Here is a 15,943-nt window from a genome sequence, read left to right on the forward strand (position 1 = left end):
CGGATGGCGCATATCGCCTCGATTGCCCCCGTCCTCCCCCGGCACTCCTACGCCCAGAGCGAGATCACCGCGGTCATCGCTCCTCTGCTGTCCTCGGACCCCCGGCGCCTAGCCACCATCGAGCGGATCCACGCGGCGACGGGCATCCAGACGCGGCACCTCGCCCTGCCTCTCGACGAGTACGCAGAGCTGACCACGTTCACGGTCGCCAACGACACGTTCGTCCGCGAGGGCACGACCCTCGCGGCCCAGGCGTGCCGCGAGGCTCTCGCCGCCGCCGGGCTGAACGCCGCGGACGTCGACTACCTGCTGGTCACGACGATCACCGGCATCGCCACCCCGTCGCTCGACGTGCTCCTGGTCGAGCGGCTCGGGCTGCGTCCCGACGTCAAGCGGGTGCCGGTGTTCGGCCTCGGGTGCGTCGCGGGCGCCGCGGGGATCGCCCGGGTCCGTGACCACCTGCAGGGCCACCCGCAGGACGTCGCCCTCCTGGTGTCGGTCGAGCTGTGCTCGCTGACGCTCCAGCACGGCGACGACTCGATGGCGAACATCGTGTCCAGCGGCCTGTTCGGCGACGGTGCCGCGGCAGTCGTCATGGTGGGCAGCGACCGCGTGGACGACGTACGCGGAGGCGTCGACGTGGTCGACTCCCGCAGCGACCTGGTCCCGGGCACCACCGACGTGCTCGGCTGGGACATCGGCGGCAGCGGCTTCCGGATCGTGCTCGCGGCGAGCCTCGCGGACATCGTCGAGCGGAACCTCGGCCCCGGTGTCGTCGACCTGCTCGCCGCGCACGACCTCAAGGTCGCCGACGTCGGCACGTGGGTGGCGCACACCGGCGGACCGCGGATCCTGCGGGCCGCGGCGAGCGCGCTCGAGCTGCCCGACGAGGCGTTCGCGGCGAGCTGGCGGTCGCTCGCGCGCGTCGGCAACCTGTCGTCGTCGGGGGTGCTGCACGTGCTCGCCGACGAGCTGGCGGCCGGGGGGCACATCCCCGGGTCCGCCGGTGTGCTGTTCGCCGTCGGTCCCGGGGTCTGCACGGAGACCGTCCTGCTGCGCTGGCCAGAGGAGCCGTAGGTGAGCTGGTACGACTGGCTGATCGTCGTGATCGCGTTCGAGCGCCTGGCCGAGCTGGTCGTCTCACAACGACACGTGACCTGGGCGTTCGCGCACGGCGGCATCGAGACCGGCAAGCGTCACTACCCGCCGATGGTCGCTCTGCACAGCGGGCTGCTCGTCGCGTGCGTCGTCGAGGTGCACGTGGCGGACCGTCCCTTCCTCCCGGCGCTCGGGTGGACCGCGCTCGCGTTCGTGGTCGCCGCGAACGCGCTGCGCTGGTGGTGCATCGGGACGCTCGGCAACCAGTGGAGCACCCGGGTGATCGTCGTCCCCGGGGTCGCCCTGGTCCGACGAGGGCCCTACCGCTGGCTGAGCCACCCGAACTACGTCGCCGTCGCCGTCGAGGGGGCCGCGCTCCCGCTGGTGCACACCGCGTGGGTCACCGCGATCGCCTTCACGGTGCTGAACGCGGTGCTGCTGCTCGGCTTCCGGATCCCCACGGAGGAGCGAGCCCTGCGTTCCGTCAGCCCGGCCCCGGCATGACCCCCGATGCCGACCTGCTGGTCATCGGTGGTGGTCCCGTCGGGCTCGCCGTCGCGATCGAGGGGCGGCTCGCGGGGCTGTCCGTCATCGTCGTCGAGCCCCGCGCGACCCCCGTCGACAAGGCGTGCGGCGAAGGCCTGATGCCAGGTGCCGTCGCGGCGCTCGCCCGGCTCGGCGTCGACCCCGACGGGCACACCCTCACCGGGATCCGGTACCTGCGGGGCACGCACACCGCCGACCACCTGTTCGCGTCGTCCCCCGGGCGGGGTGTCCGCCGGACCGTCCTGCACGCCGCCCTCGCGCGGCGGGCCGTCGAGCTGGGTGCCGAGGTCGTCCCGGGCCGTGCCGGTGCGGTCGAGCAGGACGGGTCGTCCGTGTGGTGCGCGGGGATCCGGGGACGCTGGCTCCTCGCGTGCGACGGCCTGCACTCCACGGTCCGCCGCCAGGTCGACCTCGCGACGCACCACCGCCTGCGCGCCCGACGGTTCGGGGTGCGCCGCCACTTCCGGGTCGCGCCCTGGACGGACCTGGTCGAGGTGCACTGGGGGCGCACCGTCGAGGCGTACGTCACCCCGGTCGCCGACGACATCGTCGGCGTCGCGCTCCTGGGCCCCGCCCACCACGACTACGACCGGACCCTCGACTCCTTCGGGGCGCTGCGCCACCACCTCGCCGGCGCGGAGCGGCTCGGTCCCGCCCGCGGCGCGGGACCGCTCTACCAGCAGAGCCAGCACCGCACGGCCGGGCGCGTGCGCCTCGTCGGCGACGCGTCGGGGTACGTCGACGCCCTGACCGGCGAGGGGGTGCGGGTCGGGCTCGCCCAGGCGCACGCCGCCGTCGCGACGCTGGACGACGACGTCCGCCGCTCGAACGCGGCCTACGAGAAGGCGTGGACCGCAGCCACCCGCGACTACCGGGTACTGACCAGCGGCCTGCTCGCCGCCGCCGCGTCACCCCTGCGGCGCGGCATCGTGCCGCTGGCGGTCACCGCGCCGGGGCTGTACGGCGCCGTGGTCGAACGGCTCGCGCGCTGACTCAGCTCTCGAAGGCGGTCGGTCCGGCGGGGGCCAGCGCGGAACCGATCCGCGCGTGCATCTCGTCCGACATCGGCGGGAGCGCGTCGAGCGGGAACCAGGCCGCCTCGGTGTTCTCGCCGTCGGCGGGGAACGGTTCGCCGGACACGTAGCGGAACCGGAAGGTGTGGTCGAGGTACTGCACCCGGTCCCCGTTGTCGTAGACCATCGGCGGCAGGACGTGCACCCACGTCAGCCGCTCCGCGACGGCGACGACCGACGCCTCCTCCAGCACCTCGCGCGACCCGGCGACGGCAGGCTCCTCGCCCGGGTCGATGATCCCGGTCACCGGCGTCCAGGCGCCGTCGTCGGCCCGCCTCACCAGCAGGACCTCGTCGTCGCGGACGACCACGGCCGTCACACCGGTCAGCCAGAGCTGGTCGTGGCCGACGGCGGCCCGCAGGGCGAGGATGAACTCGGGGATCGGCACGGGCCGATCGTAGGTGACCCGAGTTCGGCCACCGGGCGCTCGCGGGAGACAATGGTCCGTCGCCGACCGAGAAGGACCCTGTGCCGTGAACCAGCCCCGCATGAACGTCGAGTCGTTCAACCTCGACCACCGGACCGTCGCCGCGCCGTACGTGCGCCTGGCCGACACCAAGCAGCTTCCCGCCGGGGACGTGATCCAGAAGTACGACGTCCGGTTCACGCAACCGAACGTCGCGCACCTCGAGATGCCGACGATCCACTCCCTCGAGCACCTGTTCGCGGAGCACTCCCGCAACCACTCGGAGCGCGTCGTCGACTTCTCGCCGATGGGCTGCCAGACGGGGTTCTACCTGATCCTGCAGGGCGAGTGGGCCTACGACGACGTGCTGGGCCTGGTCCAGGACACGCTCACGGACATCACGACCGCCACGGAGGTGCCGGCCGCGAACGAGGTGCAGTGCGGCTGGGGTGCGAACCACACGCTCTCCGGCGCGCAGGAGGCTGCGAAGACGTTCCTGGACGCCCGCCAGGAGTGGGCCCAGGTCACCGCGTGATCGCCGTCGACGCGGTCATCGTCACCGCGATGCCCGACGAGTCGGCCGCGTTCCTCGCGCGTGCCGACGTCGTCGGGGACCCCACCCAGATGGGCCACGCCGAGCACCGTCTGCTGACGATGTGCGGCCGGCAGGTGCTGCTCGTGCAGTGCGGGATCGGGCTGGTGAACTCCGCCACGGCCGCCGCCGTCGCCATCCAGGGCACGCACCCGCGTGCCGTCATCAGCGCGGGCAGCGCGGGTGGCGTCGGGCTGGACGTGCGGGTGGGCGACGTCGTCGTCGGCTCCGAGTACCTCTACTCCGGTGCCGACGCGCGCGCGTTCGGGTACGAGCTGGGCCAGGTCCCGGGCATGCCCGAGGTGTACGAGGCCGAGCAGATCCTGCACGACGCCGCGGCGACCGCGGCCGTCGACCTGCGCGTCCTGACCGGCACGATCCTGTCCGGTGACGCGTTCGTCGACGCCAGCCGGATCGACCGGATCCGCACGGCGTTCCCGACGGCCATGGCCACCGACATGGAGTCGGCCGCCCTCGCGCACACCGCCCACCTGTACGGGGTGCCGTTCCTGTCGGTCCGCGGCATCTCCGACCTGTGCGGCCCGGTCGCGGGTGCGGACTTCCTCACGCACGTGGACGATGCTGCCGAGCGGTCCGCGGCCGTCGTCGTCGAGGTCCTGCGCCGGCTCGCCGTCGGCGACATGGCCCACGCACGCTGACGTCTCCCACCTCACAGGAAGCGACCCGATGACCCAGAACCACGCCGTGCGCGTGCACCCGAGCGCCGACCGCCTGGCGCGCACCGACCAGCTGGCCTGGGCCATCGCGCAGGTCGCCGCCGACCCGGTCGAGGTGCCGGACGACGTGGTCGACATGATCGTCAACCGCGTCATCGACAACGCGGCGGTGACGGTCGCCTCGCTGACGCGCACCCCCCCGTCCACCGCACGCGCCCAGGCGCTGAGCCACCCGTACGCCGGCTCGAAGCACGGCGCGACGGTGTCCGGCGTCGAGCCCGGTACCCGGGTGTCTCCGGAGTGGGCCGCGTGGGCGAACGGGGTCGCGGTCCGCGAGCTGGACTACCACGACACGTTCCTCGCGGCCGACTACTCGCACCCGGGCGACAACATCCCGCCCATCGTCGCGGTCGCGCAGCACACCGGGCGTTCCGGGAAGGAGCTCGTGCGCGCCATCGCGACGGGCTACGAGATCCAGGTGGACCTGGTCCGCGCGATCAGCCTGCACGCGCACAAGATCGACCACGTCGCGCACCTGGGGCCGTCGGTCGCCGCCGGTCTGGGCACCCTGCTGGACCTGTCCCCCGAGGTGATCTTCCACGCGGTCGGCCAGGCGCTGCACACGACGACGGCCACCCGGCAGTCCCGCAAGGGCGAGATCTCGTCGTGGAAGGCGTACGCCCCCGCGTTCGCGGGCAAGGTCGCGATCGAGGCCGTGGACCGGGCGATGCGCGGCGAGACGTCGCCGACGCCCATCTACGAGGGCGAGGACGGCGTCATCGCCTGGATGCTCGACGGTCCCGACGCGGCGTACGACGTGCCGCTGCCCGGCCCCGGTGAGGCCAAGCGGGCGATCCTCGACACGTACACCAAGGAGCACTCCGCGGAGTACCAGTCGCAGGCGCTGATCGACCTGGCGCGCAGCCTGCACCACGACCGCCCGGACCTGACCAACCCGCACAACGTGGCGTCGATCGTCATCCACACGTCCCACCACACGCACTACGTGATCGGCTCGGGGGCGAACGACCCGCAGAAGTACGACCCGACGGCGTCGCGCGAGACGCTCGACCACTCGATCCCGTACATCTTCACGGTCGCGCTGCAGGACGGGACCTGGGACCACGTCGCGTCCTACGCGCCCGACCGCGCCGCCCGTCCCGACACGGTCGAGCTGTGGCAGAAGGTCACCACCACCGAGGACCCGGCCTGGACCGAGCGGTACCACTCGAGCGACCCCGCGCAGAAGGCGTTCGGCGGCCGGGTCGAGATCACGACCACCGGCGGCGAGGTCGTCGTCGCCGAGCTCGCCGTGGCCGACGCCCACCCGCTGGGCGCCCGGCCGTTCGCCCGCGAGCAGTACGTCGCGAAGTTCCGCTCGCTGGCGGCCGGGGTGCTCCCCGCCGACGAGGTCGAGCGGTTCCTCGACGTCGCGCAGCGGCTGCCGTCGCTGACCGCCGACGAGCTCGCCGGCCTCACGGTCGTCGCCCCCGCGGGTCTGCTGGAGACGGTCAGCACGCCGGAAGGACTCTTCTGATGCTGTACGCGACCACCACACCGGCCGACAAGCGGATCGCTCTGCGCGACGGCCTCGCGTCCGGGCGGCTGCTGCGGCTCCCCGGCGCGTTCAACCCGCTGTCGGCCCGGCTGATCGAGGCCAAGGGCTTCGACGGCGTCTACATCTCGGGCGCGGTGCTGTCCGCCGACCTCGGCCTGCCGGACATCGGGCTGACCACGGCCACCGAGGTCACGCAGCGGGCCGGGCAGATCGCCCGGATGACCGGGCTCCCGTCGATCGTCGACGCGGACACCGGGTTCGGCGAACCGATGAACGTCGCCCGGACCGTCCAAGGGCTGGAGGACGCTGGCCTGGCTGGCTGCCACATCGAGGACCAGGTCAACCCGAAGCGCTGCGGGCACCTGGACGGCAAGTCCGTGGTCGACGAGGACACCGCGCTGCAGCGCATCCGCGCCGCCGTCGACGGTCGCCGCGACCCGAACTTCCTCATCATGGCCCGCACCGACATCCGGGCCGTCGACGGCCTCGCCGCCACGATCGACCGGGCCAAGGCGCTGGTCGACGCGGGTGCGGACGCGATCTTCCCCGAGGCCCTGACGGGTCCCGACGAGTTCGCCGCCGTGCGGGCGGCGGTCGACGTCCCGCTGCTGGCCAACATGACGGAGTTCGGCAAGGGCGAGCTGCTGACGGCGCGCCAGCTCGAGGACATCGGCATGAACATCGTCATCTACCCGGTCACGCTGCTGCGGCTGGCCATGGGCGCCGCGATGGCGGGGCTCGACACGATCCGCGACGAGGGCACCCAGGCCGGTCTGCTGGGCCGGATGCAGACGCGCGCGGAGCTCTACGACCTGCTGGACTACGAGACCTACGGCCAGTTCGACGCGAACGTGTTCAACTTCAGGCTCTGAGGTCTTCGCACGCACACCGTCCGAGGACGTGGTCGCCCGAGCGCGCACGTCCTCGGACGTCCCGATCCGTCAACGACGATGGAGGCACACCGCATGACTGAGTCCGACGTCCAGATCCACAAGGGCCTCGCCGGCGTGGTCGTCGACACCACCGAGGTCTCCTCCGTGGACGCCGCGAGCAACTCCCTGCTGTACCGCGGGTACCCCGTGCAGCAGCTGGCCGCGCAGTGCTCGTTCGAGGAGGTCGCGTACCTGCTGTGGCACGGCGAGCTCCCGGACGACGCCCAGCTGGCCGAGCTGCAGGCCGCCGAGCGCTCGCAGCGAGCGCTGGACGACGACGTGGTCGCCGCGGTCCTGTCGCTGCCGACGACATGCCACCCGATGGACGTCGTGCGGACGGCGGTGAGCGTGCTCGGTGCGCACGACCCGACCGCGGAGGACTCGTCGCGCGAGGCGAACCTGGCCAAGTCGGTGCGGCTGCTCGCACAGCTGCCCGGGGTCGTGGCGCTCGACCAGCGCCGCCGCCGCGGGCAGGACCCGGTCGCGCCGCGCGACGACCTGGGCTTCTCGGAGAACTTCCTGCACGTCACGTTCGGCGACGTGCCCGACCCGGTCGTCGTGAAGGCCTTCGAGGTGTCGATGGTGCTGTACGCCGAGCACTCGTTCAACGCCTCCACGTTCACGGCACGCGTCATCGCGTCCACCCTGTCGGACCTGCACTCCGCGGTCACCGGTGCGGTCGGGGCGCTCAAGGGCCCCTTGCACGGGGGCGCCAACGAGGCGGTCATGGCGACGTTCGCCGAGATCGGCACCGCGGACCGCGCGGAGGCCTGGCTCGACGACGCGCTGGCGAGCAAGCGCAAGATCATGGGCTTCGGCCACCGCGTCTACAAGCACGGCGACTCCCGGGTGCCGACGATGCGCGAGTCGCTGGTGAGCCTGGTCGAGCACTACGACCGGCAGGACATGCTCGACCTCTACGACGCGCTGGAGTCGGCGATGACCGAGCGCAAGAACATCCTGCCGAACCTCGACTACCCCACCGGCCCGGCGTACCACCTGATGGGCTTCGACACCCCGACCTTCACGCCGCTGTTCGTCGCCAGCCGCATCACCGGCTGGACGGCGCACGTGATGGAGCAGCTCAGCGCCAACTCGCTGATCCGACCGCTCAGCCAGTACGTCGGACCCGCGCGACGGGACGTTCGCTGACCGACCCGACCACGCACCCGACCGCGCGTCGGTCGTCGGTCTCGACAGGCGGTCTCAGAAGCCCAGACCGGCATCGAGCGCGGCCTGGGCTGCCTCGGGGGAGTCGAACGTGCTGCTCTCGACGCTGATGTTGGACTGGACGGTGGTGCCGTCGAGCGTCTTCGTCACGACATCGAACACGACGTCACCGAAGAACGGGTTGTACTGGGCGACGAAGCTCAGGTCACCGGCGGCCAGGGCCCCGAGCGCACCGGTGGTGCCGTCGATCGTGGCGATCTTGACGTCGACGCCGGGGACCAGACCCGCGGCTGCCACAGCCTGGGCCGCGCCGAGCCCCATCTCGTCGTTCTGGGCGAAGATGAGCTGGATGTCGTTGTCGTTGGCCGCGAGGACTGCGTCGACGACGGTCTTGGCGTCCTCCGTCTTCCAGCTGGCCGACTGGGCACCGATCTTGGTGAAGTTCCCGACGGCGTTGACGATGGCCTCGAAGCCCTCGTTGCGTTCGGTGACGACCGACAGGCCGGGGACCCCTTCCAGCACGAAGTAGTTCGCGCCCTCGGGGAAGGTCTCGACGGCCCACGCGCCCACGGCGTACGCGACCCGGTAGTTGTCGGGCGCGATGCGAGCGACGTAGAGGTCCTCGCCCGCGTCGACGCCGCGATCGACCAGGATGACCGGGATCTCTGCCGCCTTGGCGCGCTGGAGCGACTCCTCCCAGCCCGACGCCTCGGTCGGGGTGAGCAGGATGACGTCCACCGCGTCGTCGACGAACGTGGCGAACGCGTCCAGCTGCGACTGCTGGTCGCTCGGGCTCGCCGCAGGTGCGTACCTGAGGTCGAAGCCGAAGCCCCCGGTGAAGAAGTCCTTGATCGCCTGCTCGTTCGCGTTGCGCCAGCCGCCCTCAGGACCGACTGCGACGAACCCGACCGTCCTGACGCCGTCGTCGACGGGCTCGACGCCCACCTCGTCACCGCTGTCCCCAGCGCAACCGGCCAGGCCGAGGCTGAGCGCCCCCGCGGCAACCGCTCCCCAGACGCGTCTCCCGAGTGCCATGTCTCCCCCTGTGACGCTCGCCGTCGAGCGTGGTGCGGCGTGCCCGAGCGGTCACATCCGTGTGAGCGTTAACATGCCCGGTCGCGAGGAGGAATGTGTGGATTTCCACCCGTATGGGTGAATTCTCATCGAAGATGACCGCCGCCGTCCGTGCCGGCGACGGTCGCGACCCGGCCGGGTCCGTCAGCCCGAGGCGATCGGGCGTCCGACCGTCAGGGCGTCTCGCATCGGGGCGTCCAGCGCGCGGTACGCGGCATCCGGCTCGGCACCCACCGCCTCCAGGACCGTGCTGAAGAAGCACCGGGCGGCCGCGGCGAGCACCACGTCGAGCACCTCGTCGTCGGTGAACCCGAGGGCGCGTAGCTCGTCGAGATCGGCCGGCTGCATGTCGGCGGCGCCCGCTGCGACCTTGGCCGCGAGCCGGGCGACCGCATGGTCGACGTCGGTCAGCTCGGGCGAGCGCTCACCGTTCGCGAGCGCCCGCACGGCGTCCGTGGTCATGTGCGTCTCCGCGAGCACGCGCCCGTGCGCCAGCGCACAGTAGCTCGACCGCAGCTGCAGCGCCGCCGCGGTCGTCGCGACCTCGTAGCGCCGCGGGTCCATGCCCTTGACCGCGCGGTTCAGCCCCTGCCAGGCGCGCAGGACGGCGGGTCGGTGGGCGAACACGCGCGTGTAGTTGGCGACGTGGCCGAGCGACGCCCGGTCCTCGTCGAAGGCCGTCCTCACCTCGCCTGTCGGGTCGTCGTCCTCGGTGGCGTCGTCGATCCAGCTCATGGGCCGATCATGGCGGCGCGTCGCGGTGGCGTCGAGGGCGTCCCGGGCTGGTCCGCCGACGGGCCGTCGGGCACAGTCGGAGGCGTGCCCGATGCCGCCGTCCTCGCCGCCGCGAACAACGCCGCCTGGTGCGACGTCGTCTGCCGTGCCCACGGACTGCCGACCACGACGGGTGCCGGCCTGTGGTCGACACCCCGCCGGTCACCCGACGGCTACCCGGACGCCGCCACGCTCCGCCCGGGCGTCCCGGTCGCCGACGTGCTCGGGTCTGTCGACGACGCGCCGGGTGCGTCGGTGAAGGACTCGTTCGCCGACCTCGACCTCGCCCCGCACGGCTGGACGGTGCTGTTCGAGGCGCAGTGGCTGACACGGGCCTCGGGTCCGCCGACCACGCCGGAGCTGCCCTGGCGGACGGTCGACCGGGCACTCCTCCCCCTCTGGCTCGCCGCGCACGGCTCCGCCGCGATCACGTCTGACGTGGTCGACGACCCCGCCGTCCGCCTGTTGCTGGCCGCCGACGAGGACGGGCCGCTCGCCGTCGCCGCCCTCAACCTGTCCGGCACGAGCGACGCGACCGTCGTCGGGGTGTCGAACGTCCACGCGGTGCGCGAGGCGCCTCTGCGGGTCTGGTCCGACCTCGCGGCGGTCGCCCGCCGCGAGCTGGGCGCGCACCCGCTCGTCGGCTACGAGGCGGGACCCGACCTCGATCCGGCGGTCGCGGTCGGCTTCGCCGCGGTCGGCCCGTTGCGCGTGTGGGTCCGCTGACCGCTACGGCTCGATGTCGAACCCGGACAACCCCTGCGGCGCCTCGTCGATGACGTCGACACCGGTCACCTGCGCTCCCCCGGGACCGGTCCGGCACCAGGCGACGAGCGCCGTGAGGGCGTCCTCGGTCCCCTCCGCCACAGCCTCGACGGTCCCGTCGGGTCGGTTGCGCACCCACCCCTGCACCCCGAGCCGGCGCGCCTCCCGGGTCAGGGACCACCGGTAGCCGACGCCCTGCACGGTGCCGCGCACGACGAGCCTCCGGCGGATCACGACGGGTCGCCGTTGCTGTGCTCGGCCGGCCCGAACACGACGAGCACGTGCAGGTTCTCGGTGATGTCGACGAACCGGTGGGGCTCGAGCGCCGGCACGAACGCGACCGCGCCCGGTCCGACGTCGACGGTCAGGTCCGGGGTCCACAGCCGCGCCCGGCCGGACAGGACCACGTAGATCTCGTCCTCGGTGTGCGGCTGCTGGCCGTCGACGTCACCGACGGCCAGCACGTAGGTGCCGACGCTCAGCGCCGGGACACGGAGGTGCTCGGTGTACGCGGTCGCCCCGGGCAGACCGGCGCCGGTCAGGAGGTGCATCGGCCCAGTGTGCCCTCACGCCGCGACGGCGTCCCGCACCACCGCGTCGGCGTGCGACCAGTGGTTGGCCACGGGCATCCGCCGGTCCCGCCCGAACGAGAGGCGGGACACCTTGACCCGCATCGCGACCTGCCGGCGCTTGAACTCGCTGCGGTCGACCAGCCCCAGCACCCGGTTGACCGTCGCGACCGCGACGTCCCACGCCCAGCCGTCCGCGACGAGGCCCGCGGCCAGGTCCTGTGCGGAGGCGTGCTCCTCCAGGAACGCGGCCAGCAGCGGGTCGAGGACCTCGTACGGCGGCAGCGAGTCGCTGTCCTGCTGGTCCGGCGCCAGCTCGGCCGAGGCCGGCTTGGTCAGCGTGGAGGCGGGGATCGGGGGGACCCGACCCGCGACGAGCGCCTGGTCGTTGCGCCACTGCGACAGCCCGTACACGCCGGGCAGGACCGTCCCGTCGGCGAGGGTGATGGTCGTCTTGAGCAGGTCGCCGAGCGGGTTGATGGCCCCGCAGCTGTCGCCGTAGAGCGTGAAGTACCCGACGGCGCTCTCGGAGCGGTTGCCCGTCGTGACGACGAGGGCGCCCACGGCGTTCGAGACGGTCATCAGCGTCGCGCCCCGCAGCCGCGCCTGCAGGTTCTCCCACGCGACGGGGTCCGGGACCCGGCCGCGCGCAACGGCGACCTCGTCGACGAGACCGTCCAGGACCGCGTGCCGCTCCTCGTACGCGTCCGTGATCGGCACGACGTCGAACCGGATGCCCAGGTTGTCGGCCAGCTCGCGCGCGTCGCCGACCGACCCGGCCGACGAGTACGGACCAGGCATCCCGATGCCCCAGACGTTCTCCGCCCCGAGGGCGTCGACCGCGATGGTGGCAGCGAGGGCGGAGTCGATGCCGCCGGACAGACCGAGCACGACGCGGGGCACGCCCGAGCGGCGGCAGTAGTCACCGAACCCGGTGACCAGCGCGGTGTAGACCTCGGCGTCCACGTCGAGCTCGTCCGCCACGCGGGGGACGTCGACGACGGGCCGGCGGGGTGCGCCGACGCCGAGGTCGACGACGGTGCGCAGCACGGGTCGCGCTGGTCCCACGGGGACGTCGACGACGAGCTCGTCGGCCGCGAACGCCGCACCCCGGGCCAGGACGGTGCCGTCGGCGTCGACCACGAGCGAGCCACCGTCGAAGACGAGCTCGTCCTGACCACCCACCGCGTTGACATAGGCCACCGGGATGCCGGCGGCGGCCGCGGCGGTCCGCAGCTGGGCGAGGCGCAGGGCGGGCTTGCCGACGTGGTACGGGCTGCCGTTCGTCACCAGCACGACCTGCGCGCCGGCTGCCGCGACCTCGGCGACCATGGTGGTGTCCCACGCGTCCTCGCAGACGAGGACCGCGAGGACGACCGGACCGTCGACCGTCTCGACCCGGTAGAGCGCCTGGTCCCGGACCCCGGCACCGAAGTGCCGGGTGTCGTCGAAGACGCTGTACGTCGGCAGCAGGCTCTTCGCGTGCGCGGCGACGACGTGCCCGTCGTGCAGGACGAGCGCGGCGTTGCGCAGGGACCGCGGTGCGGCGTCCGCTGCCCACGCCTCGGCCCGGGCGCCACCGGCGCCGGGGAGGTCGTCGGCGCGCCAGGGTGAGCCGACGATCACGACGGTGGACGTGACACCCGTGGCCAGGGTCGTGACGGCGGCCTGCGCAGCGGCGACGAAGTCGGGCTCCGCGAGCAGGTCCTCGCAGGGGTAGCCCGTCACCGCCATCTCGGGGGCGAGCAGGACGTCCACGCCCGCGGCGCTCGCCCGCCCGGCCGACGCGGCGATGGCAGCGGTGTTGCCGGCGAGGTCGCCGACGCGGACGGGCAGCTGCGTGAGCATCACGCGCAGACGGGTCACGAGGTCTCCTGGGTGGGGCGCCGGGCGCGGGCGTCCGCGGGGCGCATGAACGGCGGGGTCAGGGTCGTCGGGCCGTCCGCGTCGGCCGTGTACAGCGCGGCGGGGCGGCCCGTGCCGGCGGTGCGCCGACGGTCGGTGCCGGCGGCCGGGTGCACGAAGCCGGTGGAGTCCTTGACCCAGCGACGGAAGTTCGACCGGTCCAGGCGGGTGCCCCACACGGCCTCGTAGACGTGCTGGAGCTCGCCGAGCGTGAACTGCTCCGGCACGAACGACGTGGCCAGCGGCGTGTACTCGACCTTCGCGGCGACCCGGTCGACCGCGTCGGCGAGGATGATCGCGTGGTCGAACGCGAGGGCCACGTCGGCGTCGGCGTGGCTGCCCTGCAGGCCAGGCAGGTCCAGGTCGTCGACGTCGAACCAGCGGGCCGTGCGGGCGTCGGACCCTGCCTCGGGATCGGGCAGGTCAGGGGCGAACGCGACGTGCGCGACGGATACCACGCGCATGCGGGGGTCTCGTCCCGGCGTGCCGTAGGTGCCCAGCTGCTCGAGGTGGCCGGCGAACCGGTCGATGCCGGTCTCCTCGTGGAGCTCGCGCCACGCGGCGTCGGGGATGTCCTCGTCGATCTCGACGAACCCGCCGGGCAGGGCCCAGGCGCCGGCGTAGGGGTCGTCGGCGCGCTCGATGAGGAGCACCTTCAGCGCTCCGTCCCGCACGGTGAAGATGGCGAGGTCGACCGTGACGGCGAACGGCGGGTACGCGGTCGCGTCGTACCCCTCGGGGGCGGTCGCGCTCATGGGCTGCTCCTCGGTCTCGGGGGTGCTCACCGCGACACCTCCAGGCGGATCTTGCGCTGCGTCAGCTCGGTGAGCGCCCGGATCGTCGTCGTGGTGCCGACGGCGGCGGTCAGGTCGGTCAGCACCGACACGATCGTCGCAGCCTTGCGGCGTGCGTCGATCGCGGTCGCTGCGACGCAGAAGTCGGTGGCGATCCCGACGACGTCGACGTGGGCGATGGTGCGGGCCAGCAGCAGGTCGGTCAGTCGCTCCTGGCCGGCGGGCGCGTCCACGACCCGCCCCTGGAACCCCGAGTAGTCCTGGCGCGACTCGCCCTTGACGACGTGCACGGTCCGCTCCGGCAGGACGAGGTCCCGGTGGTACTCGGCGCCCTCCGTCCCGGCGACGCAGTGCACGGGCCAGGTGGTCACGTAGTCCGGGTTCCCGTCGGCCGCGAAGTGCCCGTCGTTGGTGTCCGGCAGGGCGGCGTGCCAGTCGCGGGTCGCCACGATGACGTCGTAGGTGTCACCGCGCCGTTCGAGGTAGTCGGTGATGCGGGCGGCGACGTCCGCACCCCCGGCGACGGCGAGGGTGCCGCCCTCGCAGAAGTCGTTCTGGACGTCGACGACGATCAGTGCGCTCTTCACGCTGGTGCTCCGATCAGGTTGCCGATCGCGGTGGGGTCCGCGACCAGACGCGGGGTGCCGGCCTCGAGGGCGAGGTCCAGCGGGAGGAGCTCGGCCTTGGCGCCGCGGTGGTGGCCGCGGATCTCGGTGAGCGTGGGGCGGTGCACGACCCGGCCGTCGCAGATGACGGTGACCTGGAGCGCGCGGCCCAGGCCGGCCTCGGGCGCCCCGGGCAGGTGCCGGACGACCACGGTCTCCCTGGTGGCGTACCCGGCGTGGTCGAGACTGCGGTAGGCGACCTTGCGCCCGCCGACGCTTCCCTTGCCGGCGGCCTTCTTCGCGACCGGCCGCATCGCGGCGTCACGGCCCGGCCGGTCGCTGATCGCGACGAGCTTGTAGACCATGCCGGCCGTCGGGTGACCCGAGCCGCCCACGAGCCTGGTGCCCGCCCCGTAGACGTCGATGGGGGCGTCCGCGAGCGCGGCGATCAGGTGCTCGTCCAGGTCGGACGTGACGGCGATCTTCGTGGTCGTGGCGCCGAGCTCGTCGAGCAGGGCGCGGGCGGCGCGGGCGCCCTCGGCGAGGTCTCCCGAGTCGAGCCGGACACCCCCGAGGTCCGCGCCGGCCGCGGCGACGGCGTGGCGCAGGCCCTGAGCGGTGTCGTACGTGTCGACCAGGAGCGTGGTGCCGGCGCCGAGGGTCGCGACCTGCGACGCGAACGCGGCGGGCTCGTCGGCGTGGGCGAGGGTGAACGCGTGAGCCGCGGTGCCGCGGGTGGGGACGCCGTAGGTGAAGCCGGCCTCCAGGTTGGAGGTGGCGTCGAACCCGGCGATGTACGCGGCGCGGGCGGCAGCGACGGCGGCGCGCTCGGCGGTCCGGCGGGATCCCATCTCGACCAGCGTGCGGCCGCCGGCGGCGCTGACCATGCGGGCGGCTGCCGACGCGATCGCGGTGTCGTGGTTGAGGATCGACAGGACGACCGTCTCCAGGATCACGCACTCGGCGAAGGTGCCGGAGACGGTCAGGACGGGGCTGTTCGGGAAGTAGATCTCGCCCTCGCGGTACGCGTCGACCTGCCCGGTGAAGCGGTAGGTCCGCAGGTAGTCGGCGGTGGCCTCGTCGGCGATCCCCTGCTCGAGGAGCCAGGAGACGTGCGCGTCGGTGAAGCGGAAGCTCTCGATCGCGTCGACCACCCGGCCGAGACCGGCGACGACGCCGTAGCGGCGCCCGTCGGGGAGCCGACGCGCGAACGTCTCGAAGACCGCCTGGTGGTGCGCGGTGCCGTCGGCCAGCGCCGCGCGGAGCATGGTGAGCTCGTAGTGGTCGGTGAGGAGAGCCGTCGTTGTGGTCTAGTGACCATAATGCTCTCCGGCCACCGCCGATGTGGTCCGATTGACCATAAATACTCTGTGGCGTGCGTCACAGCGCACACAGGACCGCGTAC

Annotated in this window: 17 protein-coding genes and 1 pseudogene; 9 read left to right on the forward strand and 9 right to left on the reverse strand. The window is 72.9% G+C overall.

Annotation, left to right across the window (positions count from 1 at the left end; genetic code table 11):
• Window positions 1–3 precede the first annotated feature (3 nt).
• The 3 genes from ASF78_RS16625 to ASF78_RS16635 are packed head-to-tail and all read left to right on the forward strand — an operon-like array spanning window position 4 to window position 2,636.
• Complete coding sequence (locus ASF78_RS16625; protein WP_056591968.1) at window positions 4–1,077, forward strand: type III polyketide synthase; 1,074 nt, start codon at window positions 4–6, stop codon at window positions 1,075–1,077.
• Window positions 1,078–1,602, forward strand: coding sequence for an isoprenylcysteine carboxyl methyltransferase family protein (locus ASF78_RS16630; protein WP_056591972.1), 525 nt, complete (start codon window positions 1,078–1,080; stop codon window positions 1,600–1,602).
• On the forward strand, window positions 1,599–2,636 hold the full coding sequence (locus ASF78_RS16635; protein ID WP_056591976.1) for an NAD(P)/FAD-dependent oxidoreductase: 1,038 nt from the start codon (window positions 1,599–1,601) through the stop codon (window positions 2,634–2,636). Before ASF78_RS16630 ends, ASF78_RS16635 begins: the two co-directional genes overlap by 4 nt.
• Window position 2,637: 1 nt before the next feature.
• On the opposite strand, the gene ASF78_RS16640 is transcribed toward ASF78_RS16635, so the two are convergent.
• Entirely contained in the window at window positions 2,638–3,105 is a 468-nt protein-coding gene (locus ASF78_RS16640; RefSeq protein ID WP_056591980.1) for an NUDIX domain-containing protein, read from the reverse strand.
• Between the two features lie 100 nt (window positions 3,106–3,205).
• Between ASF78_RS16640 and ASF78_RS16645 the strand changes: the two genes are divergently transcribed.
• From ASF78_RS16645 to ASF78_RS16665, 5 genes are all read left to right on the forward strand, one after another.
• The gene (locus ASF78_RS16645; RefSeq protein ID WP_056591983.1) at window positions 3,206–3,658 is read left to right on the forward strand and encodes an S-ribosylhomocysteine lyase; all 453 of its coding nucleotides are present in this window, start codon (window positions 3,206–3,208) and stop codon (window positions 3,656–3,658) included.
• Window positions 3,655–4,374: a 5'-methylthioadenosine/adenosylhomocysteine nucleosidase gene (locus ASF78_RS16650; RefSeq protein WP_056591986.1), complete on the forward strand. Its 720-nt coding sequence runs from the start codon at window positions 3,655–3,657 to the stop codon at window positions 4,372–4,374. Before ASF78_RS16645 ends, ASF78_RS16650 begins: the two co-directional genes overlap by 4 nt.
• Window positions 4,375–4,402: 28 nt before the next feature.
• Window positions 4,403–5,929, forward strand: a complete 1,527-nt coding sequence (locus ASF78_RS16655) for an MmgE/PrpD family protein (protein WP_056591988.1) — start codon at window positions 4,403–4,405, stop codon at window positions 5,927–5,929.
• Window positions 5,929–6,822: a methylisocitrate lyase gene (gene prpB, locus ASF78_RS16660; RefSeq protein ID WP_056591991.1), complete on the forward strand. Its 894-nt coding sequence runs from the start codon at window positions 5,929–5,931 to the stop codon at window positions 6,820–6,822. The genes ASF78_RS16655 and prpB overlap by 1 nt, the downstream gene beginning before the upstream one ends.
• A 93-nt stretch (window positions 6,823–6,915) precedes the next feature.
• On the forward strand, window positions 6,916–8,034 hold the full coding sequence (locus ASF78_RS16665) for a bifunctional 2-methylcitrate synthase/citrate synthase (protein WP_056591994.1): 1,119 nt from the start codon (window positions 6,916–6,918) through the stop codon (window positions 8,032–8,034).
• 54 nt (window positions 8,035–8,088) lie between these two features.
• Here the strand turns inward: ASF78_RS16665 and ASF78_RS16670 are convergent, their stop codons facing one another.
• Window positions 8,089–9,087, reverse strand: a complete 999-nt coding sequence (locus tag ASF78_RS16670) for a substrate-binding domain-containing protein (RefSeq protein WP_056591998.1) — start codon at window positions 9,085–9,087, stop codon at window positions 8,089–8,091.
• Window positions 9,088–9,270: 183 nt separating this feature from the next.
• A complete protein-coding gene (locus tag ASF78_RS16675) occupies window positions 9,271–9,861 on the reverse strand; it encodes a carboxymuconolactone decarboxylase family protein (protein ID WP_056592001.1) in 591 nt (196 codons plus the stop codon).
• Window positions 9,862–9,870: 9 nt separating this feature from the next.
• Between ASF78_RS16675 and ASF78_RS16680 the strand changes: the two genes are divergently transcribed.
• Window positions 9,871–10,626, forward strand: coding sequence for a hypothetical protein (locus ASF78_RS16680; RefSeq protein ID WP_056592004.1), 756 nt, complete (start codon window positions 9,871–9,873; stop codon window positions 10,624–10,626).
• A gap of 3 nt (window positions 10,627–10,629) precedes the next feature.
• Here the strand turns inward: ASF78_RS16680 and ASF78_RS16685 are convergent, their stop codons facing one another.
• The 6 genes and pseudogenes from ASF78_RS16685 to ASF78_RS16710 all read right to left on the reverse strand — a co-directional run.
• Window positions 10,630–10,899, reverse strand: a complete 270-nt coding sequence (locus ASF78_RS16685) for an acylphosphatase (protein ID WP_056592008.1) — start codon at window positions 10,897–10,899, stop codon at window positions 10,630–10,632.
• Window positions 10,896–11,216, reverse strand: a complete 321-nt coding sequence (locus ASF78_RS16690; RefSeq protein ID WP_056592011.1) for a cupin domain-containing protein — start codon at window positions 11,214–11,216, stop codon at window positions 10,896–10,898. Before ASF78_RS16690 ends, ASF78_RS16685 begins: the two co-directional genes overlap by 4 nt.
• 15 nt (window positions 11,217–11,231) lie before the next feature.
• Window positions 11,232–13,100, reverse strand: coding sequence for an NAD+ synthase (locus ASF78_RS16695; RefSeq protein WP_056592015.1), 1,869 nt, complete (start codon window positions 13,098–13,100; stop codon window positions 11,232–11,234).
• A complete protein-coding gene (locus ASF78_RS16700; protein WP_235518662.1) occupies window positions 13,097–13,924 on the reverse strand; it encodes an NUDIX domain-containing protein in 828 nt (275 codons plus the stop codon). Before ASF78_RS16700 ends, ASF78_RS16695 begins: the two co-directional genes overlap by 4 nt.
• The gene (locus tag ASF78_RS16705; RefSeq protein WP_056592018.1) at window positions 13,921–14,520 is read right to left on the reverse strand and encodes an isochorismatase family protein; all 600 of its coding nucleotides are present in this window, start codon (window positions 14,518–14,520) and stop codon (window positions 13,921–13,923) included. The genes ASF78_RS16700 and ASF78_RS16705 overlap by 4 nt, the downstream gene beginning before the upstream one ends.
• Window positions 14,517–15,833: pseudogene (locus tag ASF78_RS16710) on the reverse strand (nicotinate phosphoribosyltransferase); the annotation flags it as partial. The pseudogene ASF78_RS16710 and the gene ASF78_RS16705, both read right to left, overlap by 4 nt.
• Window positions 15,834–15,943: the final 110 nt, after the last annotated feature.

It is taken from the genome of Cellulomonas sp. Leaf334 (assembly GCF_001424195.1).
GTDB lineage: Bacteria > Actinomycetota > Actinomycetes > Actinomycetales > Cellulomonadaceae > Cellulomonas.